Source organism: Demequina gelatinilytica (assembly GCF_000971115.1).
GTDB classification, from domain to species: Bacteria; Actinomycetota; Actinomycetes; order Actinomycetales; family Demequinaceae; genus Demequina; species Demequina gelatinilytica.
The window spans coordinates 81,755-105,374 of record NZ_BBLV01000011.1 but is presented as its reverse complement, the minus strand read 5'-3'; the positions used below and the strand labels follow the sequence as shown (position 1 = coordinate 105,374).

Sequence of the window (23,620 nt, the reverse complement as noted above, 5' to 3'; positions counted from 1 at the left end):
GTCCTGGTGCGACGCCCACCACATCCGCCACTGGTCCCACGGCGGCCCATCCGACCTATCCAACGGCGTGCTCTTGTGCACCCGCTGTCACCACCGCATCCACGACGACGGCTGGACCGTCACCGCCACCACCACCGAGGTGTGGTTCACCCCACCCGCAAGCATCGACCCACAACGCACCCCCAGACGAGGCGGCAAAACCGCACTCCAGGTCGACCTACCCCCACGCACACCCGCCACCGCAAGCCCACCCGGCTAACTGCCACGCCCCACGGCGCCCACCCCACAGGCGGGCGCCCTACCGGCACGCCCGGGCATGGGTGACCGGGACCCACGCCTCCACGCCGGCATGGAACCCGGAAGGGGGACCCGCGTCCTGCATCGTCCCAGCACAGGCCGTCGATAGGATGGAAGGACCGACGAAGCAGTCCCCCTTCTCCACAGAGGAAAACGATGCGCGCCACCTACGAGAGGGCCGAGCAGATCGTCTCGCGCCTGACGACTGACGAGAAGATCCGACTGGTGTCCGGCAAGGATGCCTGGACCACCGAGGCGCTCGACGAGCACGGCGTGCCGTCGATCATGCTGACGGACGGCCCCCACGGGGTGCGCAAGCAGACTGCGAGCACCGACCACCTCGGCATCAACGAGTCCGTGCCGGCGACCTGCTTCCCGCCCGCCGTGACGCTCGGCTCGACCTGGGACCCGGCGCTGATCGAGGAGGTCGGAAGCGCGCTCGGCCGCGAGTCCCGCGCCAACGACGTGTCGGTCCTGCTGGGCCCTGGCCTCAACATCAAGCGCCACCCCGCCGGCGGGCGCAACTTCGAGTACTTCTCCGAGGACCCGTTCGTCTCGGGCAAGATGGCGGCCGCGCTCGTGCGAGGCATCCAGTCCCAGGGCGTCGGCGCGTGCCTCAAGCACTACGCGGCGAACAACCAGGAGTTCTTCCGCATGTCGTGCGACTCCGTGGTCGACGACCGCACGCTCAACGAGCTCTACCTCACCGGGTTCGAGATCGCGGTCAAGGAGTCCGACCCGTGGACGGTGATGTGCTCGTACAACAAGATCAACGGTGAGCATGCCGACATCAACCGCGACCTCCTGACCGACAAGCTGCGCGACGACTGGGGCTTCGACGGCCTCGTGATGTCCGACTGGTTCGCGGTGTCGGATCGCGCGCTCGGCATCTGCGCCGGGCTCGACCTCGAGATGCCCGGAAGCGGCGGCACGTGGGACGCCCAGGTCAAGGACGCCCACGCCAAGGGTCTTCTCACCACGGCCGAGCTCGACCTCGCCGTCACGCGCGTGATCGACCTCGCCCTCCGCGTGAGCGAAGCAGACGGCACCTCGCAGTTCGACCCCGCCACCCACCACGAGCTCGCCCGCCGCGCCGCCGCCGCCGGCACGGTGCTCCTCACCAACGACGGGATCCTCCCCCTCGAGCGCACCGGCAGCATCGCCGTCATCGGCGCCTTCGCGAAGAAGCCGCGCTACCAGGGCGCCGGCTCCTCGCTCGTGAACCCCACCCAGGTGGACACCTTCCTCAGCGCGCTGCGCGCCGCGGTCGGCGACGCCGCCGTGGTCCACTATGCGCCGGGATACGACGCCACCACCGGTGAGACCGAGGAGGCCCTGCTCGACGAGGTCCGCGACGCCGCGCGGAAGGCGGACGTCGTCATCGTCCTCGCAGGCCTGCCCCAGTCCTACGAGTCCGAGGGCTTCGACCGCCCGCACCTTCGCCTGCCCGACGGCCACACCGCGGTCATCGCCGCGGCGCTCGATGTCAACGACCGCACGGTCGTCGCGCTGCAGAACGGTTCCCCGGTCGAGCTGCCGTGGGCCGACCGACCCGCGGCCATCGTCGAGGCGTACCTGGGCGGCCAGGCCTCGGGCTCGGCGCTCGCCGACGTGCTCCTCGGCGACGCGACGCCGGGTGGACGCCTGGCCGAGTCCTTCCCCATCTCCGCCGCCGACCTCCCGGCGGACCGGGACTTCGCCCGCCACCCCAAGCAGGTCGAGTACCGCGAGGGGCTCTTCGTGGGCTACCGGTACCACGACACGGCGGGCATCCCCGCGCGCTTCCCGTTCGGACACGGCCTCACCTACACGGCCTTCGACTACTCGGGCCTCAGCGTCCGCAAGTCCGGCGAGGGCTACACGGTCACGGTCACCGTCACCAACGCGGGACCGCGCGCCGGCTCCGACGTGGTGCAGGTCTACGTCCGCGACCCCGAGTGCGCGGCCTACCGCCCCGCCAAGGAGCTCAAGGGCTTCGCCAAGGTGCACCTCGAGCCCGGCACCTCGGAGAAGGTGACCCTCAAGCTCGACCGTCGCGCCTTCTCCGTGTGGGACGTCCGCTCCCAGGAATGGCGCGTCGAGCCCGGCACCTTCGAGATCCTCGTGGGAGCCTCCTCGACCGACATCCGCGCGCGCCGCACCATCAAGGTCGAGTTCGGCGAGGCCGTCTCCCCCGCGCACGGCCCCGCGGCCTTCGTCGCGAACGACAACGAGTTCCGGCTCATGCTCGGCCGCGAGATCCCCGAGGCGCAGGGGACGCTGCCGTACCACCGCGACTCGACCGTCGCCGACCTCAAGGAGACCGCCGCCGGCCGCGTGGTCGCGGGCATGATGCTCCAGCAGGCCAAGAAGGCCTTCGACACATCGGAGGCCGATGCGACCACCTTGGCCATGTTCGACGCCGCCACCCGCGAGGCGCCGCTCCGCATGGTCGCGATGGGAAGCTCCGGGAAGCTCACCTTGGCCGGGCTCGACCGGCTCATCCGGACGCTCAACCTGACCTCGTCGAAGGCGTGGCGCGCGCGCAGCTGACCACCAGCCCACAGGCCTCGCACACGGGGGGAGATGCCGCGCCAGGCGTCCCCCGCGCGTGCGAGGTCGCCGGGGTGCAGGATTGACACAGGGTCCGACCCCTTCGGACCAGGGGAGGCGTGCATGACAGCGACCGAGGCGAAGCCCACGCAGCCGATGACACGCGGCGACCTCGCGAAGTGGGTGTTCTGGCCATCGGCGGCCCTCATCCTCGGCTTCGTGCTCTTCGCGATCGTCGCGCCGAACGCCGCCGAGTCGCTCTTCGACACCATCCAGGCCAACATCATCTCGGCCTTCGGCTGGTACTACGTGCTCATCGCCGCCTTCTTCGTCGCGGTGACGCTGTACCTGGGCTTCAGCCGCTACGGCGACATCGTGCTCGGCAAGGACGGCGACGAGCCCGCCTTCTCCAAGTTCTCCTGGTACGCGCTGCTGTTCGCGGCGGGCATGGGCATCGGCCTCGTCTTCTACGGCGTGGCCGAGCCGCTCTCCCACTACGCGAGCCCGCGCCCCGGGGTGAGCGGCACCCCCGAGCAGCTCGCCCAGTCCGCGATGTCCCAGACGTTCCTCCACTGGGGCATCCACGCCTGGTCGATCTACATCATCGTGGGCCTCGCGATCGCGTACGCGGTGCATCGACGCGGTCGACCGGTCTCCATCCGCTGGGCGCTCGAGCCCCTGCTCGGCAAGCACGTCGAGGGCCGGTGGGGCAACGTCATCGACATCACGGCCGTCCTGGGGACGCTGTTCGGCATCGCGACCTCGCTCGGCCTGGGTGTCCTGCAGATCGCGGCGGGCCTCGGCTCGGCCGGGATCGCGGAGCCGAGCACCACCACCGAGGTGGTGCTCATCATCGTCATCACCATCGTGACCCTGTTCAGCCTGCTGACCGGCCTCGCGCGCGGCATGAAGTGGCTGTCGAACATCAACCTCGCGCTCGCCGCGATCCTGCTGTTCTTCGTCCTGTTCGCCGGACCCACCCTGTTCCTGCTGCGCGAGTTCGTGCAGTCGATCGGCAACTACATCCAGAACTTCATCGGGCTGAGCTTCAACGTCTCCGCGTACGCGGGCGCCGAGGGCGCCGCCTGGCAGGCGAGCTGGACCACCTTCTACTGGGGCTGGTGGATCGCGTGGGCGCCCTTCGTCGGCGTCTTCATCGCGCGCGTCTCGAGGGGCCGCACCGTCCGCGAGTTCGTGTGGGGCGTCCTCCTGGTCCCCGCGATGATCACGTTCCTGTGGTTCGCGGTCATGGGCGGCACCGCCCTGTACCAGGAGCTCTTCGGCGACGGCGGGCTGATCGCCGCAGACGGGTCCATCGACACCGAGGGCGCCCTGTTCGACATGCTGGAGCATCTGCCGGGCGGCAGCGTGCTCACCCTCGGGGCCGTGCTGCTGGTCGGCATCTTCTTCGTCACGTCGTCGGACTCCGGGAGCTTCGTGCTCTCCATGCTCACCTCGGGCGGCCAGGAGACCCCCGCGAAGTGGCTGCGCGTCTTCTGGGCGTGCACCACGGCCGCCGTCGCGATCGCGCTGCTCCTGTCCGGGGGTCTCACCGCGCTCCAGACCGCCGCGATCATCACCGCGCTGCCCTTCAGCTTCGTGATGATCGGCATGGTGGTGTCGCTGTTCCGCGCCTTCGAACGCGAGCATCGCGCGTACCTCAAGGTGACGCGCCAGCAGTTCGTCGAGCACATCGGGGACACCTACGGGCTCGACGCCACCGGCGAGCTTCCCCGCCCACGCGCGAAGATCCTGGACCGCCTGCTCCGTCGGCCCGACGGCGCGGCCCCGGGGAGCAGCAGCGAGGCCGCGACCGCCCCGGAAGCGGCCGCCCCGCACTTCGAGTCGCTCGACACGGACTCGATCGCGATCGCGCACCGGACCACGGAGGAGCCCCTGGACGACGCGGGCGCCGCCGCCCCGCCGCCCGACTCCCCCAAGGCCTGATCCCGCCTACCCTTCGGGCATGGAGTTCTCGTACGCACTCGGCCTGCCCCGCCAGCTCGTGCTCGCCGTGACGGCGGTGTCCTTGGTCGAGATCCCCGTCGCGCACCTGCTGCTCGCACGCTGGAACCCGTCCGTCGCGATCGTCGTCACCGCGGCCTCGATCCTGTTCATCGCGTACGTGCTCCTCGACTGGGTCGTGGCGGCGCGGCGGCCGCTGCGGCTCGACGGCGGGTCGCTCACGGTCAACCGAGGCCTCCGGCGACCCGTGGTGGTGCCGACCGCGGGCATCGTCGACGCCCGCACCGTGCCGTCGAGCGACAATCTCCCTCGCGGCGCCGCGCGCACCGTCTACGCGGGCGAGGCGAACCTGCTGATCGTTCTCGATGCGGCTACCGCAGAGGCGCTCGGTCGGGACGCGGTGGCCGTCGCAGCCGACGACCCACGCGCGCTCGTGGCCGCGCTCCGCGCGGTGATCGAGAGGCCCGCCACGGGCGTAGAGTCGCCCTCATGAACATCACGCCCCTGGTCCACGGCACCCGACCGCTGCTGCGCACGGTCATGGAGGTCGGGAGCACCTGGGCGCTGATGTCTGACGGCGACTCGATGCTCGTGTGGCGGATCAGCCGGCCCGAGCTCCTGCGCGTGGGCGCGCAGGTCGCCGACCACGGCGACGGACGATGCACGACCCCCGGCGGCATGCTCGCCTACCGGGAGGCCGACGAGGAGGGCGACATGCGACGCCTGATCCTCAGCGGGCTCGCGCTCGCCGCCTGAATCCGCGCCCCGCATCGTGATCCCGGCTCACGCCGGAAGCACGAGCACGCAGACCTCCACCGCGCCCTCCGGTCCTCGCGGGCCTGGCCGGGGCATGTCGAGGTAGAGCTCGTACCAGGAGGCGTAGTCGTCGCCCGTGGTCGTGTGCGCCATGGCAGGCACGAGCCCCGCCTCGGGCCACGAGTCCATGAGCCGCGCCGTCACCTCGCCGAGCTCCGCGTACGGGCCCTCGTGATGCACCACCGAGTACACCCCCGCAGGCAGCACGTCGGCCTCGATGGGCGCCCCCTCGAGCTCGGCCGGATCCACGAGGTGCCCGACCTCGATGTCCACCACATCGCCCGGCCTGAACGCGATGTACCGGATCACGGCGCCGCGCGGCGCGGTGCCGTACGCCGCGAGCATCGTCGCGACACGGTCGAAGGCCTCGCCCACCAGCCTTGGGAGCTCCTCGAGCGTGACCTCCATCGGCACGCCCACATAGGGCCTGGCCGGCAGGTGCGTGGTGGTCATGCGCGGTACTCCGGGTTCGGGTGGTCGAACCGTGCACCGGCATCCCACTCGCGGCGCGAGTTGCCCCCCGCCGGGAAGCCGCCGCCGTCCTTGAGCCAGCGGGCGGCGTGAAGGAGGTTCCACGTCATGAACGCGGTGTTGCGTCGGGTGAAGTCGCTCTCCGGTCCCCCGCTGCCAGGATCGAGGTAGGACGGCCCTGGGCCCACGGGACCGATCCATCCCGCATCGGCGTTGGGCGGGATCGTGTAGCCGAGGTGCTGCAGGCTGTAGAGGACGTTCATCGCGACGTGCTTGACGCCGTCCTCGTTCCCGGTGACCACCACGCCCGCCGTCCGGCCGTAGTAGAGGTACTGGCCACGGTCGTTGAGCTCGCCCGAGAGCCCGTAGAGCCGCTCGATCACGCGCGTCGCGACGGAGGACTTGTCACCCAGCCAGATGGGCGTCCCGAGGAGCAGGATGTCCGCGCCGAGGATGCGCGGCGCCAGGTCGGGCCAGTCGTCCCGCTCCTGGTTCCCGCCCGGCACGTCCTCGCGCATGTCGGGGTAGACGCCTGGAGCGATGACGTGGTCGACCGCCCTGATCACCTCCACCCCCACGCCCTGGGCGCGCAGGATCGCGGTCGCGTTGTCGAGCAGGCCCTGCGTGTGGGACGGCGTCGGCGAAGGCTTGAGCGTGCAGTTGAGCACCACGGCGGACAGATCGCTGAAATCGGTCATGCTCCCGACGCTACGTCAGGAGCGCCCGGCTGTCAGGAGCGACGGACGCTGCCCTCGACGTCGACGACCGCTCCGGCGCGGGACTCCTCGAAGCGTCGCCGCTCCCGGTTGAGGAGCGTGAACGCGACCACCCACAGCCCCAGGTCGTCGACCACCCCGAGCGGGAGCAGCAGGTCCGCGATGAGGTCGAGCGGCCAGAGCGTGTAGAGCACGGCCCCGGCCGCGACCACCCACGTCGTGGGCGCGAGCCGGTGCTCACCTCTCCGGACCGCCTGCAGGAAGCTCCACCACATGCGCCCAGTATGCGCCCCGCCGGATGCGGAGGCTCAGACGACCTCGCGCAGCTCCCCGGTGTGGACGTCGAACACGAAGCCGCGCACCTGGGACGTGTCGACCAGGAACGGGTTGCGACGCAGGCGCTCCATGGACTGGCGCAGGTCCGCGTCGAGGTCGCGGAAGGACTCCGGGCTCCACGTGGGCTTGAGCCCCGTCTCGTCGAGGAGCTGGTTGCGCAGCTCGTCGTCGGTGAAGGTGAGCGCACCGCAGTCGGTGTGGTGGATGAGGATGATCTCGCGCGTGCCGAGCTTGCGCTGCGAGATCACCAGCGACCGGATCATGTCATCCGTGATGACGCCGCCCGCGTTCCGCATGACGTGCGCGTCGCCCACCTCGAGGCCCAGCATCGCGAACGTGTCGAGACGCGAGTCCATGCAGGCGACGACGGCGAGCTGGCGGCGCGGCGGCAGCGGACGGTCGGGCGTGTAGGTGGTCGCGTAGTCGCGGTTGTTGGCGACGAGTTCGTCGGCGATTCCCATGGCTGCTCCTTCGGGGACGGGTGGCGCTTCAGCCTATGCCGGAACCGCCGCTCCGAGCGCCATCCGGGTATTGCGGCCCCGGCCACGGGTTGCAACGATGAACCCATGCCACGCGCCCTCGTCACCGGAGCTGCCCAGGGCCTGGGCTCCGAGATCGCGCGCCGGCTGGTGGCGCTCGGCTACGACGTGGTGGTGCACGGCCGCGACGCGGCACGCACCGAGGTGGCGCTCGCCGCCGCCCCCGGCGCGATCGCGGGGGTAACAGGCAGGCTCGACTCGCTCGCCTCGACGCGCTTCCTCGCGGACGATGCGCGGGGTCGGGGCCCGTACGACGTGATCGTCCACAACGCGGCGCTCGGCCCCGAGCAGGAGCGCCCGCTCCTGACGGAGGACGGCATCGAGCGGATCCTGCAGGTCAACGTGGTCGCCCCCTACCTGCTGAGCGCCCTGCTGACGGTCCCTCAGCGCATCGTCCTCATCGGGTCCGACTCGGCCTTCGGCGGCCACCCGGTCGTCGACCTGTCCGTGCCCGACGGCTGGGAGAGCCACCAGGCCTACGCCGACTCGAAGCTCCTGCTCACCATGCTCGCGTTCGAGCTCGCGGCGCGTCACACCGACCGCCAGATCAACGTGGTGCATCCGGGATGGGTACGCACCCGCATGGGGGGTCCACGCGCCGCGCTGCCGGTCTCGGACGGCGCCGACACCCCCGTGTGGCTCGCGACGTCCGATGAGGCGATCGCGCGCCGGGGCGGACAGTACGTGCACAAGCGCCGCGCCGAGGCGCCGCCTGCCGCCGCGCTCGACGAGGGCCTGCGGGGCGAGCTGGTCGAGCACCTGGTCACGGTCACCGGCGAGCACCTCCACTAGGGTTCCCTCATGAGCCCGGCACGCGCCTCGATGACCGACGTCGCCCGCCTTGCCGGGGTGTCGGGGCAGACCGTCTCCCGCGTCGCGAACGGCTCGCTCAATGTCAGCCCGGACACCCGCCAGCGCGTCCTCGAGGCCATGGAGTCCGTGGGCTACACCCCCAACACCGCCGCCCGGGCGCTGCGCAGCGGAAGCTTCGAGACGCTCGGCGTGATCGCGCACCGGCTCGCCCGCACGGGCGAGTCGAGCATCGTCGAGGCGGTGGTGCAGGCCGCGCGCGGCTCGGGCCACACCGTCACGCTGCTCGACATCGACTCCACCGAGCACGCCGAGGTCGCGGAGGCCGCCTCGCGCCTGTCCCACCAGGCGATCGACGGGCTCATCATCATCCGCGCCGAGATCGAGGATGCCGGCCGCCTCGCGCTGCCGGCAGGCCTTCCCGTGGTGGTGGCCGATGCGACCTTCGGCGGACGCCTGCCGATGGTGGGATCCGATCACGCCGGCGGCGCACGCCAGGCGGTCGAGCACCTGCTCGACCTGGGGCACCGCACCGTGCACCATCTCGCGGGCCCCGAGGACTCGATCCCGGCGCGTGCCAGGCTCGCTGCCTGGCAGGACGTCCTGCGCGAGCGCGGCGCGCGCATCCCCGAGCCGCTGCTCGGCGACTGGACCGCGGCCTCGGGCCATGCCGCGGGCCGCGCGCTCGTGGCCGCCGGCGAGGCGACCGCCGTGTTCTGCGCGAACGATGAGATGGCGACGGGCCTCATGCTCGCGTGCGCCGAGGCCGGGGTACGGATCCCCGACGACCTGTCGGTGGTGGGCTTCGACGACATCGCCCTCGCGGGCTACCTCGCGCCCCCGCTCACCACGGTGCACCAGCCCTTCGCGGAGGTCGGGCGTCGGCTGGTCGAGCAGGTGCTCGCGCTCATCGACGGCGAGACGGTGCCTGCGGGGACCGAGCTCATCCCCTGCGAGCTCGTGGTGCGCGCCTCGACGGCGCCGCCCCGCTGAGCAGGCGGGCCGGGTCCCGCTCAGACCGTTCCGCGCTCCACCAGCTCCGTGGGGATCACCATGCGACCGGCCGGACGGCCGTTGATCTCGTCGACCAGCAGCCGGACCATCTCCTCGCTCACCCGGTCGAAGGGCTGACGCATCGTGGTCAGCTGCGGCGTGGTCTGCTGCGCCACCGGGGAGTCGTCGAAGCCGACCACCGCGACGTCCTCCGGGACCGCGAGCCCCGCCTGCGCGAGCACGTCCATCGCCCCCGCCGCCATGAGGTCGTTCGCCGCGAAGACCGCGTCGAACGGGACCTCGCGCGCCAGGATCTCCCGCATGGCGCTCGCGCCCGACTCGCGGCTGTAGTCGCCGTACGCCACTCGCTCGTCGGAGTACGCATCGCCGATCACCGTCCGGAACGCCTGAAGGCGCCCCGTGCCGCCCGACGTGTCCTGGGGACCCGCGAGGTGGACGATGCGCGTCCGCCCGTGCGCGCCGAGGTGCTCGACGATCGCCCGGGCCCCACCCTCGTCGTCGGCCGTCACGTAGCCCACCTGCTCCTCGAAGCCCAGCGGGATGCCCGCGGAGATCACGGGCAGGCGCGCCGCCAGCAGCTCGGCCAGGAACTCCTGGCTGTCGCGGTGCGAGGACACCACGAGCGCGCCGTCGACGTGGCCGCCGGTGAGGTACTCGGTGGCGCGATGACGCTCGTCGAGCGTGTCCGCCATGATGAGCACGAGCGTCATGCCGTGCCCCGCGAGCGCGTCCGCCGACGATCGCAGGATCTGGAGGAAGTTCGGGTCCGAGAAGAACCGCTCGTAGGACTCCGTGAGCAGGAAGCCGACCGAGCCGGTGCGGCTCGTGGCGAGCGACCGTGCGTGCGGGTTGATGCGGTAGCCCGTGGACTTGATGGCCTTCTCGACCTGGACCCGTGCCCCGTCCGACACCCAGTGACCGCCGTTGAGGACCCGGGACACCGTCCCGCGCGACACCCCCGCCTCCCGTGCCACATCGTCGATGGTGGGCCGGCGTCCCCGCAGCTTCGTCACTGGTACCTCTTCTCGTGTCGCTTACGAGTATGGACTAGGAGCGCTCTCAGCCGCGCGGCGACGCGCGCCGGGGCGCCGGGCGCTCCCGAGCGGGACGCGACGAGGGGCCCCGGGAAGCTCCCGAGGCCCCTCGCACGATGCGCAGGATCAGCGAGCGCCCGCGCGGCGCTTGTTGAACACGTCGAACGCGACGGCCAGCAGCAGCACCAGGCCCTTGACGACCCACTGCACCGGCTGTCCGATCGACAGGATCTGCATGCCGTTCGACATGACCGCCATGATCAGACCACCGACGATGGCACCGGTCACGCGACCGACACCACCCGTGACCGCCGCACCACCGATGAAGCACGCGGCGATCGCGTCGAGCTCGAACATGTTGCCCGCGCCCGGCTGGGCGCCGTTGGAGCGGGAGGAGTACACGACGCCGGCGACCGACGCGAGCACACCCATGTTGAGCATGACGCCGAAGTTCACCCACTTGACCTTGACGCCCGAGAGCATCGCGGCCGCGAGGTTGCCACCGACGGCGTAGACGTGACGGCCGAAGACCGTGCGCTGGGTCACGAGCGAGTACACGATCACCAGCACCGCGAGGATGATCAGCACGTTCGGCAGACCACGCGCGTTGGCGAGCTGCCACGCGAACCACATGACCACCGCGGCGACCACGACGATCTTGGTGATGAACAGCGGGAAGGCCTCGACGGACTGCTCGTACGCGATGCGCGACGAGCGGGTGCGCCAGGCGCTGAAGGCGTAGCCCACGACTGCGAGGGCGAACACCACGAGCGTGAAGACGTCGTAGCCGTTGCCGCCCAGGAGACCGTTCTGGAAGCCCATCGCGATGTTCTGGTACGACTGCGGGAACGGCGAGAGCGAGATGCTGCCGAGCGTCAGGTGCGTGAGACCACGGAACAGCAGCATGCCTGCCAGCGTCGTGATGAACGCCGGGATCCCGACGAACGCGACCCAGAAGCCCTGCCACGCGCCGATCACCACTCCGGTGATGAGCGCAGCGATCACCCCGACCCACCACGGCATGTCGTTCTTGATGACCACCACCGCGGAGACGGCGCCGGTGAAGGCGACCACCGATCCGACGGACAGGTCGATGTGACCCGCGATGATCACCATCACCATGCCGATGGCGAGGATGAGGATGTAGGAGTACTGGAGCACCAGGTTGGTGATGTTCCCGGGGCTGAGCAGCCTGCCGTCCGTGAGGAGGGCGAAGAGTGCCACGATCACCACGAAGGCGATGTAGATGCCGCTTGTGCGGATGTTCCGCACCAGCAGATCCTTGATGTTCGCGGTGCCGGTCATGCCCGGACCTCCTTCTCCTGGGTCATGAGAGCCATGAGCTTCTCCTGGGTCGCCTCGGCGACCGGCACCTCACCGGTGACGACGCCGAAGGCGAGGGTGTAGATGCGGTCGCACGTACCGAGCAGCTCCGGGAGCTCGGACGAGATGACGATGACGGCCTTGCCGGCAGCCACCAGCCTGTTGATGATGGTGTAGATCTCGTACTTCGCGCCGACGTCGATGCCGCGCGTCGGCTCGTCGAGGATGAGCACCTCGGCGTCCGAGTAGATCCACTTGGACAGCACCACCTTCTGCTGGTTGCCGCCCGAGAGGTTGCCGACGGTCTGCATGACCGACGGCGTCTTGATGTTCATCGAGCCGCGGTACTCCTCCGCGACCTTGATCTCCTTGTTGCCGTCGACCCAGCCGCGCTTCGAGAGCTTGAACAGGGCGGCGGCGGAGATGTTGCGGCGCACGTCCTCGATGAGGTTGAGCCCGTAGCGCTTGCGGTCCTCGGTCGCGTACGCGAGGCCGTGCTTGATCGCCTCGGACACGCTGTTGATCTGCACCTCCTCGCCGTGGAGGTAGGTGCGGCCCGTGATGTCACGGCCGTACGCCTTGCCGAAGAGGCTCATCGCGAGCTCGGTGCGACCGGCGCCCATGACGCCGGCGATGCCCACGACCTCGCCCTTGCGGACGTTGAAGGAGGCGTTGTCGACGACGACGCGACCATCCTGCGTGGGGTGGTAGACGGTCCAGTCCTCGACGCGGAAGATCTCGTCACCGACCACGTGCTTGCGCGACGGGTAGCGGTTGGTGAGGTCGCGACCGACCATGCCGCGGATGATGCGGTCCTGCATGCCTGCGTCGTCGTCGACGTCGATCGTCTCGATCGTGTGACCGTCACGGATGATGGTGACGCGGTCGCAGATCTCGGCGATCTCGTTGAGCTTGTGGGAGATCATGATCGACGTGATGCCGCGCTCCTTGAGCGCGCGCAGCAGGCCGAGCAGGTGCTCCGAGTCGTCGTCGTTCAGCGCAGCCGTCGGCTCGTCGAGGATGAGGAGCCGCACGTCCTTGGACAGCGCCTTCGCGATCTCGATGAGCTGCTGCTTGCCCACGCCCAGCTGGTTGACCGGCGTGGTCGGGTTCTCGTTGAGACCCACCTGCTCGAGGAGCTTCATCGCCTCGTGGTTGGTGAGGTTCCAGTCGATGAGCCCGTTCTTCCCGCGGCGCTCGTTGCCGAGGAAGATGTTCTCCGCGACCGAGAGGTAGGGGATGAGCGCGAGCTCCTGGTGGATGATCACGATTCCCTTGTGCTCGGAATCGGGGATCGAGTGGAAGGACTGGACCTCGCCGTCGTAGACGATGTCGCCCTCGTACGTGCCGTGGGGGTAGACACCCGACAGCACCTTCATCAGCGTCGACTTTCCTGCGCCGTTCTCGCCGCAGATGCCGTGGATCTCGCCGTCGATCACGCTGAGCTCGACGTCCGAGAGCGCCTTGACGCCAGGGAAGACCTTGGTGATCTTCTGCATCTCAAGGATGTGCTTCGGCATGTCTCACCTCCAAGGGTGGGAGAGAGGGGTTGAGCAAGAGGAAGGGGCGGTGCCGGCCCCGCGGGACCGGCACCGCCGTCAGATCACGAGGCCTGACCGGCCTCGACCTCCTCAGCGGTCCAGTAGCCGCTGTCGACCAGCAGCGACTGGATGTTGTCGGCGTAGACGATGTCCGACTCGAGCAGGTACGAGGGGACGACCTTCACACCGTTGTCGTAGGTGGTGGTGTCGTTCGCCTCGGGCTCGCCGCCCTCGAGGTACGCGAGGGTCGCGGTGACCGCCTGGTCGGCGAGCTTGCGGGTGTCCTTGAAGATGGTCGCGAACTGGACGTCGTCCGCGATCAGCTTGACGGAGGCGATCTCCGCGTCCTGACCGGTCACGACCGGGAAGCCGTCGGCGACCGTACCGGAGTAGCCCTGGTTCTGGAGAGCGGTGATGATGCCGCGCGAGATGCCGTCGTAGGGCGACAGCACGCCGTCGACCTTGAGGTCGGTGCCCACGTAGTAGGTGGTGAGCAGCGTGTCCATGCGCGTCTGCGCGGTCTCCTGCTTCCACTGCTGCGTGTTGGTGACGTTGATGTCCATCTCACCCGACGGGACCACGAGCGTGCCGTTGTCGATGTACGGCTGCAGGGTGTCCATCGCGCCGCTCCAGAAGAAGTGCGCGTTGTTGTCGTCCAGCGAACCCGCGAAGAGCTCGACGTTGAACGGGCCGGCCTCGCCGGTCTCCGCGCCGCTCTCGTCGAGGACGCCGAGACCCACGAGCAGCGAGGTCGCCTGCTGAACGCCGACCTTGTAGTTGTCGAAGGTGACGTAGAAGTCGACGTACTCCGAGTCGCGGATGAGGCGGTCGTAGGAGATGACGGGGATGCCCGCGTCGTGCGCCTGGTCGAGCTGCGCCTTGAGGGCGGTGCCGTCGATCGCCGCGATGATGAGGGCGTCGACGCCCGAGGTGATCATCGAGTCGATCTGCTGCGACTGGGTCGGGATGTCGTCGTTGCCGAACTGCAGGTCGACGGAGTAGCCGGCGGCCTCGAGGCCCGCCTTCACCGCGTCGCCGTCGGCGATCCAGCGCTCCGAGGTCTGCGTGGGCATCGCCACACCGATGGTGCCGCCCTCGGTCGCGGTGCCGCCGTCGGTGCCGCCGGTCGCACCCGCCGTGCTGTCGTCGGTCGAGCCCGCGCCGCCGCCGGAGCAGGCCGCCAGGGTGAACGCGAGAGCCGCACCGGCGCCCGCTGCCAGGATCTTCCTGAACTTCATATCTCCTCCTCGAGATACCGGCCTGCGTCGTCGCTGGCCGTGCGAGACCAAGTGTGTTTGCGTTCACAACAAACGTCAAACGACTTGCGTCACAATGCGATCACGGAGCACCAACAGCGTGAATTAAAATGCTTTACCAGGCACGATGCTCAAAGTATGGGAGCGCTCCCAGAATTCCTTGACACCATCGGGATGCTCCGGCACCTCTCCCCGCGAGGACGAATCGGACACGGAAGCGGCGCGCGAGGGCCGCCGCGCATCGTCCCCGGAACGTCGCGAAGACCTCCGGGAAGGCACGAGCGCGGGCATGAGGAAGGCCCCGACCGCGTCCCGGTCGGGGCCTCCTCGCGGCGGCGCTACGCGCCGCCTCGGACCGTCAGCGGCCGCCCATCGCGTAGTACGCGTTGTTCCAGCGGATCTGCTGCTCGAAGCCTTCGTAGGTGGTGTCCTCGTCGATGACCAGGAGCTCGATGCCCACCATCTTCGCGAAGTCCTTGATGACGTCGATGCCGATCTGGTTCGACATGGCCGTGTGGTGCGCGCCACCGGTCTGCAGCCACGACGCGACCGCCGTGGTGAAGTCCGGACGGGGCTTCCACACCGCGTGGCCCACAGGGAGCTTCGGCATGGGCTCGGGGAGGTCGACGTTGTCGACCACGTTCGCCACCAGGCGGAAGCGGTCGCGCATGTCGGACAGGGCCACCACGACCGCCTCGCCGGCGTCCGCGGTGAAGACCAGGCGGACCGGGTCCTCCTTGCCGCCGATGCCGAGCGGGTGGATCTCGAGGCGCGCCTTCTTCGACGACAGCGCCGGGTTCACCTCGAGCATGTGCGCACCGAGCGAGAGCTCCTCGCCGGGCACCAGGTGGTAGGTGTAGTCCTCCATGAGCGAGGAGCCGCCGGGCAGGCCCGCACCCATGACGGCGCACAGGTGGACCAGGATGGCGGTCTTCCAGTCGCCCTCGGCACCGAAGCCGTAGCCGTCGGCCATGAGGCGCTGGACCGCGAGGCCGGGCAGCTGCTTGAGCTCGCCCAGGTCCTCGAACGTGTCGGTGAACGCGCCGAAGCCGCCCTCGACCAGGAACGCGCGCAGCGCGACCTCGATCGCCGCACCCTCGCGCAGCGACTCGTGACGCTCGCCGCCCTTGAGCAGCTCGGGGACCACGTCGTACTCGGCGAGGTAGGTGTCGACCATCGCGTCGACCTCGGCGTCGGTGACGGCGGCCACGCGCTCGGCGAGCTCGTTGACGCCCCACGTGTTGATCTGGGCGCCGAGCTTGATCTCGGCCTCGGTCTTGTCGCCCTCGGTGACCGCGACGAAGCGCATGTTGTCACCGAAGCGCGCGACCTTGAGGTTCTTCGCGGCGAGGGCGCCGGCCGCGGCACGCGACCAGACGCCGATGCGCTCGGAGACGGCCGGGGTCGACGGGTGGCCGACCACGGTGGTGCGGGCGACGTTCATGCGCGACTCGATGTACGCGTACTCGCGGTCGCCGTGCGCGGCCTGGTTGAGGTTCATGAAGTCCATGTCGATGGTGGACCACGGCAGCTCGAGGTTCGCCTGGGTGGCGAGGTGGAGCAGCGGCTTCTGGAGCGCGTTGAGGCCCGCGATCCACATCTTCGCCGGCGAGAACGTGTGCATCCACGTGATGACGCCGATGACCTTCGGGTCCGCGTTCGCGGCCATGATGGTCTCGAGGATCTCGTCGCGGTTCTTCACCACGGGCTTCCACACGACCGTCGCAGGGATGTTCCCGGAGGCCTTCAGGGTCTCGACGACCTCGGTGGACTGGTCGGCGACCTGCTTGAGGACCTCGTCGCCGTAGAGGGTCTGGGATCCGGTGAGGAACCAGACCTCGTAGTCGGCGAGGTTCGGAACGATGCTGCTCACTGCATGCCTCCCTGCGGCTTCTGTCCGTAGACGTTCTGGTAGCGGTCGAAGAGCGCGTCGATCTTCCCCTCGGGGATGTCGACGAGCGCACCGCCCTGGCGGGCGATGTGGGTGGTCTTGGCGACGTCCTCGCACATGACGGCGGCCTTGACGGCGTCGCGCGCGTCCTTGCCGATGGTGAAGACGCCGTGGTTCGCCATGAGGACGGCGCGCGAACGGTGGCCCTCGAGGGTCGCGACGATGCCGCGGCCGATCGAGTCGTCGCCGATGATCGCGAACGGGCCGACCGGGATCTCGCCGCCGAACTCGTCGGCCATGCCGGTGATGTGGCACGGGATGGGCTCGTTGCGGGCCGCCCACGCGGTCGCGTAGGTCGAGTGGGTGTGGACCACGCCGCCGACGCTCGGCATCGCGCGGTACACGTAGGCGTGCGCAGCGGTGTCCGACGAGGGGCTGCGGTCCGAGCCGAGCGAGCCCGGCACCACGTTGCCGTCGAGGTCGCACAGGATCATGTTCTCGGGCGCCAGGTCGTCATAGTCGACGCCGGAGGGCTTGATCACGAAGTGCTGCGTGCCGGGCACGCGCTCCGACACGTTGCCGCCGGTCCAGACCACCAGGTTGTAGCGGGTGAGCTCGCCGTGGAGCTTGGCCACCTTCTCGCGGCTCCGGAGGATCGACTCCTCCTGCTCGGGGGTGAACGTGGTCATGCGGAAGTCTCCTTGCCTCGGTGCCGCCTGGATGGGTCGAGCTCTCGCGACAGCGCGGGAGCCGGCATCCGCGGTCGACCGGAGGTCGAGCATGGGGCCCCTTTGCCTGGTGGAGAGCATCGCTGGTTTTAACGTTAACATACAGGCCCCCACGGCCCGTGCAGGGGTCGTAGGTCCCGTCGCGACCGCGTGTCGCGCGGTCATCGTCCACGCTAGCCGAGGCGCCGCTCGGCCTCACCCCGAACGATGCATCGCGCCGGCGATGCAGGACGTCAGGCGCGGACGGGGGCGGTCGAGTCCCGCACCACCAGCCAGGGCTCGATCGGCTCGACCGGACCGGGCTCCTTGCCGTTGATCGCCGCGAACACCAGCGACACCGCTCGCAGCCCGACCGCGGCGAAGTCCTGGTGCACCGTGGTGAGGCCCGGATGGGCGTACGCGGACTCGGGGACGTCGTCGAAGCCCACCACCGAGATGTCGCGCGGCACGCTCAGGCCGCGCTCCTCGAGCGCATGGATCGCTCCGATCGCCATGGGGTCGTTGGCGACGAACAGCGCCGTGACGCCCTCCTCGACCTCGAGCCCCGCGCGGTAGCCCGCATCGGCGCTCCAGTCGCCCTCGAGGACGGGAAGGCGCTCGAGGCCGTGCTCGTCGAGGAACTCGAGGAACGTGTCCCGGCGCAGCTGGGCCTCGGTGAGGCCCGCGATCCCCGTGATGTGCTGGAACCGCCGGTGGCCCAACGAGTACAGGTGGTCGAGCGCGAGACGCGTGCCGGCGACCTGGTCGACCGCGACGGAACGCTCGGCATGCGAGTTGCCGGTGAGCACGAACAGCACCGGGACATCCGTGATGGCGTCGACGGCCGCGAGCACGTCCGGGTGCTGCGCCATGACCACGAGCGCATCGACGGCGCGCCCCAGCAGGAAGTCCAGCGCCTCCCCCATCGACTCGGAGTCCCAGGACGCGGTGGTGATGAGCGGCTTGAAGCCCACCTGCTTGGCGGCGTGCTCGATCGCGTAGAGCGTGCTCGTGGGCCCGAAGTGCGGGACCTCGGGCATGATCACGCCGATCACCTCGGACCGGCCGGTCGCGAGCGCGCGAGCCGCCATGTTGCGGCGGTATCCGAGCTCCCGGATCGCCGCCTGGACGCGCTCCCGGGTCTCGGGCCGGATGCCTGGGAAGTCGTTGAGCACACGCGAGACCGTCTGATGCGAGACGCCGGCCCGCGCGGCGACATCGTGCATGCTCGGCCCGCGGCCCTGCTTGGCCAGCGGCGCGGGGCGCTCGGGTCTCATGGGCGCCAGGGTATCCGACCGCGCAGGACCGGCCCGGGAGCGAGGTCCCGGGAGCGGTCCGGGCCCGCCGCCGGATGCCGCGCGCCCGCCCGCGGCGAGCATGCGGGACGCAGGTCCCGTCGCGCACCGGTCGATGTTGACGATAACATGTTGACGGTAACATTCACCCGGACATCCCCACGAACGGAGCCTCCGTGAGCCTCAGCGCCACCGCTGCCCAGGTAGGCGACCACCCCACCCACGTCCGCGACGACGCGGTGCGCGTCCTGCGCGACCGCCTCGCGGATGGTCGCGAGCTGCTGTACTTCGACGACGCCGACACGACCCTCGCCCCCGAGCGCAGGCGCGATGCGCGCGAGCTCGCGCCGCGTCCCGCGACCGCGGAGCTGCGCCAGGACCCGCTCACCGGCGAGTGGATCACCGTCGCGGCCGCGCGCCAGGGCCGCGTCATGCTGCCGCCCGCCCACCTCGATCCCCTGGCCCCGCAGTCCCCGGGCAACCCCTCCGAGATCCCCGACCGCTACGACGTCGCGGTCTTCGAGAACAAGTCGCCCTCCTTCGGGCCCGCCATGGACCTCGACGGCACCCTCGACGGCGTGGGCCTCGAGCGGATCGGGAGCTCCGCGGGCCGCTGCGAGGTGGTGTGCTTCAGCCCCGAGCACGACGGCTCGCTCGCCACGCAGACGCGCTCGCGCATGCGCACCGTCATCGAGGCATGGGCCCACCGCACCGCGGAGCTGTCGCGCGTGCCCGCGGTCGCCCAGGTGTTCCCGTTCGAGAACCGGGGCGAGGCGATCGGCGTCACGCTCCATCACCCGCACGGCCAGATCTACGCGTACCCGTACGTGACGCCGCGCACGCAGCGCCTGCTCGCCTCCATCGAGGCCTACGGCCCCACGCTCATGGAGGACGTCCTCGACCGCGAGCGCAGCGGCCCGCGCCTCCTCGTCGCCGGCGAGCACTGGAGCGCCTACGTGCCCTTCGCCGCCCGCTGGCCGCTCGAGATCCAGGTGATGCCGCATCGTCCGGTCGCGAACCTGGCCGAGACCTCGCTGGCCGAGCGCGCCGAGCTGTCGGGCCTGTACCTGCGCCTGCTGCGCGGCATCGACGCGCGCTACAGCACGCCGACGCCGTACATCGCGGCGTGGCATCAGGCGCCCGTGGAGCGCCCCGACGGCGTGCGGCTCATGCTGCAGATAACGAGCCCCCGCCGCGCCGAGGACAAGATGAAGTTCCTCGCAGGCTCCGAGGCCGCCATGGGAGCATGGGTGGCGGACATCCCTCAGGAGGAGCACGCCCGCGCCCTGCGCGACGCGATCGCCCGTGCCGACGACGACAACCCCGTGGAGGAACTGTGATCGACATCCCCTCGCCCGAGTCCACCGCCCAGGCCTTCGAGGACCGCTACGGGCGCCGACCCGACGGCGTGTGGTCCGCCCCGGGCCGCGTCAACCTGATCGGCGAGCACACGGACTACAACGACGGCCTGGTGTTCCCGTTCGCGATCGAGCGTCGCACGTGGGCCGCCGTCGGCCGACGCGACGACCGCCTGCTGACGGTGCACTCGGGCGCCATGCCGGAGCCCGCACAGGCCTCGCTCGACGCCCTCTCCCCCGACGACTTCGACGGCTGGAGCGCCTACGTGTTCGGCGTCGTGTGGGCGATGCGCGAGCGCGGGGTGCCCCTCGAGGGCCGTACCGGCTTCGACATCATGCTCGCCTCGGACGTCCCCCTGGGCGCGGGGCTGTCCTCCTCCGCCGCCATCGAGTGCGCGGTCGCCATCGCGCTCAACGACGAATGGGACCTGGGCCTGACCCGTCGCGAGCTCATCTACATCTGCCAGCTCGCGGAGAACGGCGCCGTGGGCGCCCCGACCGGCAACATGGACCAGACCGCCTCGCTCATGGGCGAGCCGGGCCATGGCGTCCTCATCGACGTCCGCGCGGAGACCGCCGACCCCGTCGCGCTGCACTTCGCGGACGAGGACCTCGAGCTGCTGGTGATCGACACGCGCGTCCACCATGAGCACGCGACGGGCGGGTACGGGGAGCGCCGCCGCTCGTGCGAGGAGGGCGCCGCCGCGATGGGCGTGCCGTCCCTGCGCGACCTCGCCGAGGCGGACCTCGCGCGTGCGGCCGAGCTGCTCGACGACGTCACGTTCCGCCGCGTCAAGCACGTGGTCACCGAGAACGCGCGCGTCGCCCGCACCGCCGACGTGGTGCAGGCCGACGGCCCGCGCGCCATCGGCGACCTGCTGGTGCAGTCCCACGCCTCGATGCGCGACGACTTCGAGATCTCGTGCGCCGAGCTCGACCTCGCGGTCGAGACCGCGCTCGCGAACGGCGCCGTCGGCGCGCGCATGACCGGCGGCGGCTTCGGCGGCGCCGCGATCGCGCTCGTGGACGCGGGCCGCGCCGAGGAGGTGGGCGAGGCCGTCGAGGCCGCGTTCGCCGAGGCCGGCTTCACCGCCCCCATCGTCTTCGTCGTCAACCCCGCCGCGGGCGCGCACCGCGACCTCTAGAAGGAGTCCTATGTCCTGGCTTGTCACCGGCGGCGCCGGCTACATCGGCTCGCACGTCGTCCGCTCCCTCTCCGAGGCAGGCATCGCACCCGTGGTGGTCGACGACCTCTCGAGCGGTGTCGAGGCCTTCGTGCCCGCCGACGTCCCCTTCCTGCACGCATCGATCCTCGAGACCGAGGCGCTCGAGCGCTTCATGGCCGAGCACGGCGTGGTGGGCGTGATCCACTGCGCGGGCTACAAGTACGCGGGCGAGTCCGTGAAGTTCCCGCTGGTCAACTACAAGGCGAACGTCGACGGCACGCGCTCGCTGCTCGAGGCGATGGAGAACGCGGGCGTGCGGCGCCTGGTGTTCTCCTCCTCGGCAGGCGTCTACGGCAACTCCGGCGTCGCGGTGGTGACCGAGACCACCCCGACCGTGCCCGAGTCGCCGTACGGGCGCTCCAAGCTCATCGGCGAATGGCTGATCGCGGATCAGGTGACCGCGACCTCGATGGCCGGCGACCCGCTCGCGGCCACGAGCCTGCGCTACTTCAACGTGGTCGGCTCCGGCTACCCGGACATCTACGACGCGTCGCCTCACAACCTGTTCCCCAAGGTCTTCTTCGCCATCGAGAGCGGCAAGGCCCCGCAGATCAACGGCACCGACTACTCGACGCCGGACGGCACGTGCGTGCGCGACTACGTGCACGTGAGCGATCTCGCGGCCGCACACGTGGTCGCGGCCCAGCGCCTCGACGCCGGGGACACCCTCGAGCCGATCTACAACCTGGGATCGGGCTCGGGCACCTCCGTGCGGCAGATCGTCGACGCGATGGTCGCCGCCACCGGCACCGACAAGACCCCCGTCGAGGGCCCCCGCCGCCCGGGCGACCCCGACCTCATCGTCGCCGACGGCACGCTCGCGACGCGCGACCTCGGCTGGGGCATGCGCCACACGGTGCAGGAGATGGTCGACAGCGCCTGGGCGGCGCATCCGAAGGCCTGACGGCCCGGCCCCGCAGGCCTCCCCCGTTCGCTCCGCACGGATCCGCACGCGACACGCCGTCGCGAGGGGACGATGCGCCGGTCTCCTCCGGCGCGTCGTCCCTGGAACCGTGCGGAGCGCATCTGTGCGGGGCGTGGACGCGCGCGCACGCAGGGTCACGGAGAGACTAGGTTTCACGGCAGTCCCCCCGCATCAAGGAGAACCATGAGCATGTTCAGCTGGACGCTGCACGGGGACGGCAAGCACGCCGCGCCCGGCAAGGCCGTCGCCCCCGACGAACGACTGACGTACCCCCGCACCTTCGGCATCGGCGCGCAGCACGTGCTCGCGATGATGGGCTCCACCCTGCTGGTGCCCGCCCTCACCGGCATGCCCGCATCGACCACGATGTTCTTCAGCGCCTTCGGCACCGCGCTGTTCCTCACCATCACGCGCAACCGCGTGCCCAGCTACCTGGGCTCGAGCTTCGCGTTCATCGCGCCGCTCGCCGCCGCGGGCGTGACCTCCGCGAACGGCCCCCTCGACGCCGCGACCATCTCGAAGGGCCTCGGCGGCGTCCTGCTCGCGGGCATCCTGCTCGCGATCGTGGGCCTTGTGGTCGCACGCTTCGGCGCCGGCTGGATCGACAGGTCGATGCCGCCGGTCGTCACCGGCGCCGTGGTGGCGCTCATCGGTCTCAACCTCGCGGGCGCCGCGAAGAGCCAGTGGTCGGCGAGCCCGTGGACCGCGCTCGTGACGCTGTCCGCGACGCTGATCGCGATGGTCGCCTTCAAGGGCTTCATCAGCCGCGTCGCGATCCTCTTCGGAGCGGTCGTCGGCGGCGTCTTCTCCGCGCTGCGCGGGGAGTGGACCACGGCCCTCGAGAGCTTCGACGGCCAGACCGCGCTGGAGCACATCGGCGCCGCCGACTGGTTCGGCATCCCCGAGTTCCACACGCCCACGTTCGATGGCAGCGTGCTCGTCGCCTTCGTCCCCGTGGTCATCATCCTCATCGCGGAGAACATCGGCCACCTCAAGTCGGTGTCCGCGATGACCGACCGCGACCTCGACCCCGAGACGGGTCGCGCGCTGCTCGCGGACGGCGCGGCCACCATCGTCGCGGGCCTCGGCGGCGGATCCGGCACCACCACGTACGCGGAGAACATCGGCGTCATGGCCGCGACCCGCGTGTACTCGACGCTCGCGTACTGGGCGGCCGCCGCGGTCGCGCTCCTGCTGAGCCTGGTGCCCAAGTTCGGCGCGATGGTCGCCGTGATCCCGCTTGGCATCCTGGGCGGCCTCTCGGTGCTCCTGTTCGGCCTCATCGCCGTCCTGGGCGCCCGGATCTGGGTCGAGGCGAAGGTGGACTTCACCAACCCGGTGAACCTGGTCACCGCGGCCGTCGCGCTCATCATCGGCACGGCGGACTTCACCGCGACCGCCGGCGACATGGTCTTCAACGGCATCGCGCTGGGCGCCATCGCGGCCCTGGCGATCTACCACGGCCTCGGCTGGATCAGCCGTCGCGCCGGGACCCACGCCGTCGCGAGCCCCGCCTTCATCGAGGGCGACGAGGACTAGCAGCACCACGATGCCCGGGTCGCCTCGGC

Annotated in this window: 22 protein-coding genes; 11 read left to right on the top strand and 11 right to left on the bottom strand. The window is 70.3% G+C overall.

Going from position 1 to position 23,620, the window contains the following annotated elements:
* Window positions 1-22: 22 nt before the first annotated feature.
* The 5 genes from AOM00_RS15245 to AOM00_RS10815 all read left to right on the top strand — a co-directional run bounded on the left by AOM00_RS15245 (window position 23) and on the right by AOM00_RS10815 (window position 5,550).
* Window positions 23-259 carry an HNH endonuclease gene (locus AOM00_RS15245; RefSeq protein ID WP_228373477.1) on the top strand — a complete coding sequence of 79 codons (237 nt, stop codon included), beginning with the start codon at window positions 23-25 and terminating at the stop codon, window positions 257-259.
* Between the two features lie 194 nt (window positions 260-453).
* A complete protein-coding gene (locus AOM00_RS10830) occupies window positions 454-2,829 on the top strand; it encodes a glycoside hydrolase family 3 C-terminal domain-containing protein (RefSeq protein WP_062517793.1) in 2,376 nt (791 codons plus the stop codon).
* Window positions 2,830-2,952: 123 nt separating this feature from the next.
* The gene (locus tag AOM00_RS10825; protein WP_062517792.1) at window positions 2,953-4,776 is read left to right on the top strand and encodes a BCCT family transporter; all 1,824 of its coding nucleotides are present in this window, start codon (window positions 2,953-2,955) and stop codon (window positions 4,774-4,776) included.
* Window positions 4,777-4,795: 19 nt separating this feature from the next.
* The gene (locus AOM00_RS10820) at window positions 4,796-5,287 is read left to right on the top strand and encodes a hypothetical protein (protein WP_062517791.1); all 492 of its coding nucleotides are present in this window, start codon (window positions 4,796-4,798) and stop codon (window positions 5,285-5,287) included.
* Window positions 5,284-5,550: a hypothetical protein gene (locus AOM00_RS10815; protein WP_062517790.1), complete on the top strand. Its 267-nt coding sequence runs from the start codon at window positions 5,284-5,286 to the stop codon at window positions 5,548-5,550. Before AOM00_RS10820 ends, AOM00_RS10815 begins: the two co-directional genes overlap by 4 nt.
* 27 nt (window positions 5,551-5,577) lie before the next feature.
* Here the strand turns inward: AOM00_RS10815 and AOM00_RS10810 are convergent, their stop codons facing one another.
* The 4 genes from AOM00_RS10810 to AOM00_RS10795 are packed head-to-tail and all read right to left on the bottom strand — an operon-like array spanning window position 5,578 to window position 7,594.
* Entirely contained in the window at window positions 5,578-6,063 is a 486-nt protein-coding gene (locus AOM00_RS10810) for a GyrI-like domain-containing protein (RefSeq protein ID WP_062517789.1), read from the bottom strand.
* Window positions 6,060-6,779: a flavodoxin family protein gene (locus AOM00_RS10805; protein WP_062517788.1), complete on the bottom strand. Its 720-nt coding sequence runs from the start codon at window positions 6,777-6,779 to the stop codon at window positions 6,060-6,062. Before AOM00_RS10805 ends, AOM00_RS10810 begins: the two co-directional genes overlap by 4 nt.
* A 32-nt stretch (window positions 6,780-6,811) precedes the next feature.
* On the bottom strand, window positions 6,812-7,072 hold the full coding sequence (locus tag AOM00_RS10800) for a DUF1232 domain-containing protein (protein ID WP_062517787.1): 261 nt from the start codon (window positions 7,070-7,072) through the stop codon (window positions 6,812-6,814).
* A gap of 33 nt (window positions 7,073-7,105) precedes the next feature.
* Complete coding sequence (locus AOM00_RS10795) at window positions 7,106-7,594, bottom strand: beta-class carbonic anhydrase (RefSeq protein WP_062517786.1); 489 nt, start codon at window positions 7,592-7,594, stop codon at window positions 7,106-7,108.
* Window positions 7,595-7,699: 105 nt separating this feature from the next.
* Between AOM00_RS10795 and AOM00_RS10790 the strand changes: the two genes are divergently transcribed.
* Window positions 7,700-8,464 (top strand): SDR family NAD(P)-dependent oxidoreductase, encoded by a 765-nt coding sequence (locus AOM00_RS10790; RefSeq protein ID WP_062517785.1) that lies wholly within the window; start codon window positions 7,700-7,702, stop codon window positions 8,462-8,464.
* Window positions 8,465-8,473: 9 nt separating this feature from the next.
* Window positions 8,474-9,475, top strand: a complete 1,002-nt coding sequence (locus AOM00_RS10785; protein WP_062517784.1) for a LacI family DNA-binding transcriptional regulator — start codon at window positions 8,474-8,476, stop codon at window positions 9,473-9,475.
* Window positions 9,476-9,495: 20 nt separating this feature from the next.
* Here the strand turns inward: AOM00_RS10785 and AOM00_RS10780 are convergent, their stop codons facing one another.
* From AOM00_RS10780 to AOM00_RS10750, 7 genes are all read right to left on the bottom strand, one after another.
* Entirely contained in the window at window positions 9,496-10,509 is a 1,014-nt protein-coding gene (locus AOM00_RS10780) for a LacI family DNA-binding transcriptional regulator (RefSeq protein WP_062517783.1), read from the bottom strand.
* A gap of 147 nt (window positions 10,510-10,656) precedes the next feature.
* Window positions 10,657-11,835: a multiple monosaccharide ABC transporter permease gene (gene mmsB, locus AOM00_RS10775; RefSeq protein WP_062517782.1), complete on the bottom strand. Its 1,179-nt coding sequence runs from the start codon at window positions 11,833-11,835 to the stop codon at window positions 10,657-10,659.
* A complete protein-coding gene (gene mmsA / locus AOM00_RS10770; protein ID WP_062517781.1) occupies window positions 11,832-13,373 on the bottom strand; it encodes a multiple monosaccharide ABC transporter ATP-binding protein in 1,542 nt (513 codons plus the stop codon). Before mmsA ends, mmsB begins: the two co-directional genes overlap by 4 nt.
* Window positions 13,374-13,456: 83 nt before the next feature.
* Window positions 13,457-14,632, bottom strand: coding sequence for a multiple monosaccharide ABC transporter substrate-binding protein (chvE, locus tag AOM00_RS10765; RefSeq protein WP_062517780.1), 1,176 nt, complete (start codon window positions 14,630-14,632; stop codon window positions 13,457-13,459).
* A 376-nt stretch (window positions 14,633-15,008) separates the two neighbouring features.
* The gene (gene araA, locus AOM00_RS10760) at window positions 15,009-16,523 is read right to left on the bottom strand and encodes an L-arabinose isomerase (protein ID WP_062517779.1); all 1,515 of its coding nucleotides are present in this window, start codon (window positions 16,521-16,523) and stop codon (window positions 15,009-15,011) included.
* Window positions 16,520-17,230, bottom strand: coding sequence for an L-ribulose-5-phosphate 4-epimerase (locus AOM00_RS10755; protein WP_062304741.1), 711 nt, complete (start codon window positions 17,228-17,230; stop codon window positions 16,520-16,522). The genes araA and AOM00_RS10755 overlap by 4 nt, the downstream gene beginning before the upstream one ends.
* A 272-nt stretch (window positions 17,231-17,502) precedes the next feature.
* Window positions 17,503-18,525, bottom strand: coding sequence for a LacI family DNA-binding transcriptional regulator (locus AOM00_RS10750; protein WP_062517778.1), 1,023 nt, complete (start codon window positions 18,523-18,525; stop codon window positions 17,503-17,505).
* A gap of 257 nt (window positions 18,526-18,782) precedes the next feature.
* On the opposite strand from AOM00_RS10750, the gene galT reads away from it, so the two are divergent.
* The 4 genes from galT to AOM00_RS10730 all read left to right on the top strand — a co-directional run bounded on the left by galT (window position 18,783) and on the right by AOM00_RS10730 (window position 23,591).
* Window positions 18,783-19,883, top strand: a complete 1,101-nt coding sequence (gene galT / locus AOM00_RS10745) for a galactose-1-phosphate uridylyltransferase (protein WP_062517800.1) — start codon at window positions 18,783-18,785, stop codon at window positions 19,881-19,883.
* Window positions 19,880-21,046 (top strand): galactokinase, encoded by a 1,167-nt coding sequence (galK, locus tag AOM00_RS10740; RefSeq protein WP_439644926.1) that lies wholly within the window; start codon window positions 19,880-19,882, stop codon window positions 21,044-21,046. The genes galT and galK overlap by 4 nt, the downstream gene beginning before the upstream one ends.
* A gap of 10 nt (window positions 21,047-21,056) precedes the next feature.
* Window positions 21,057-22,031, top strand: a complete 975-nt coding sequence (gene galE / locus AOM00_RS10735; RefSeq protein WP_062517777.1) for a UDP-glucose 4-epimerase GalE — start codon at window positions 21,057-21,059, stop codon at window positions 22,029-22,031.
* Window positions 22,032-22,235: 204 nt separating this feature from the next.
* Window positions 22,236-23,591, top strand: coding sequence for a uracil-xanthine permease family protein (locus tag AOM00_RS10730; RefSeq protein WP_062517776.1), 1,356 nt, complete (start codon window positions 22,236-22,238; stop codon window positions 23,589-23,591).
* Window positions 23,592-23,620 lie beyond the last annotated feature (29 nt).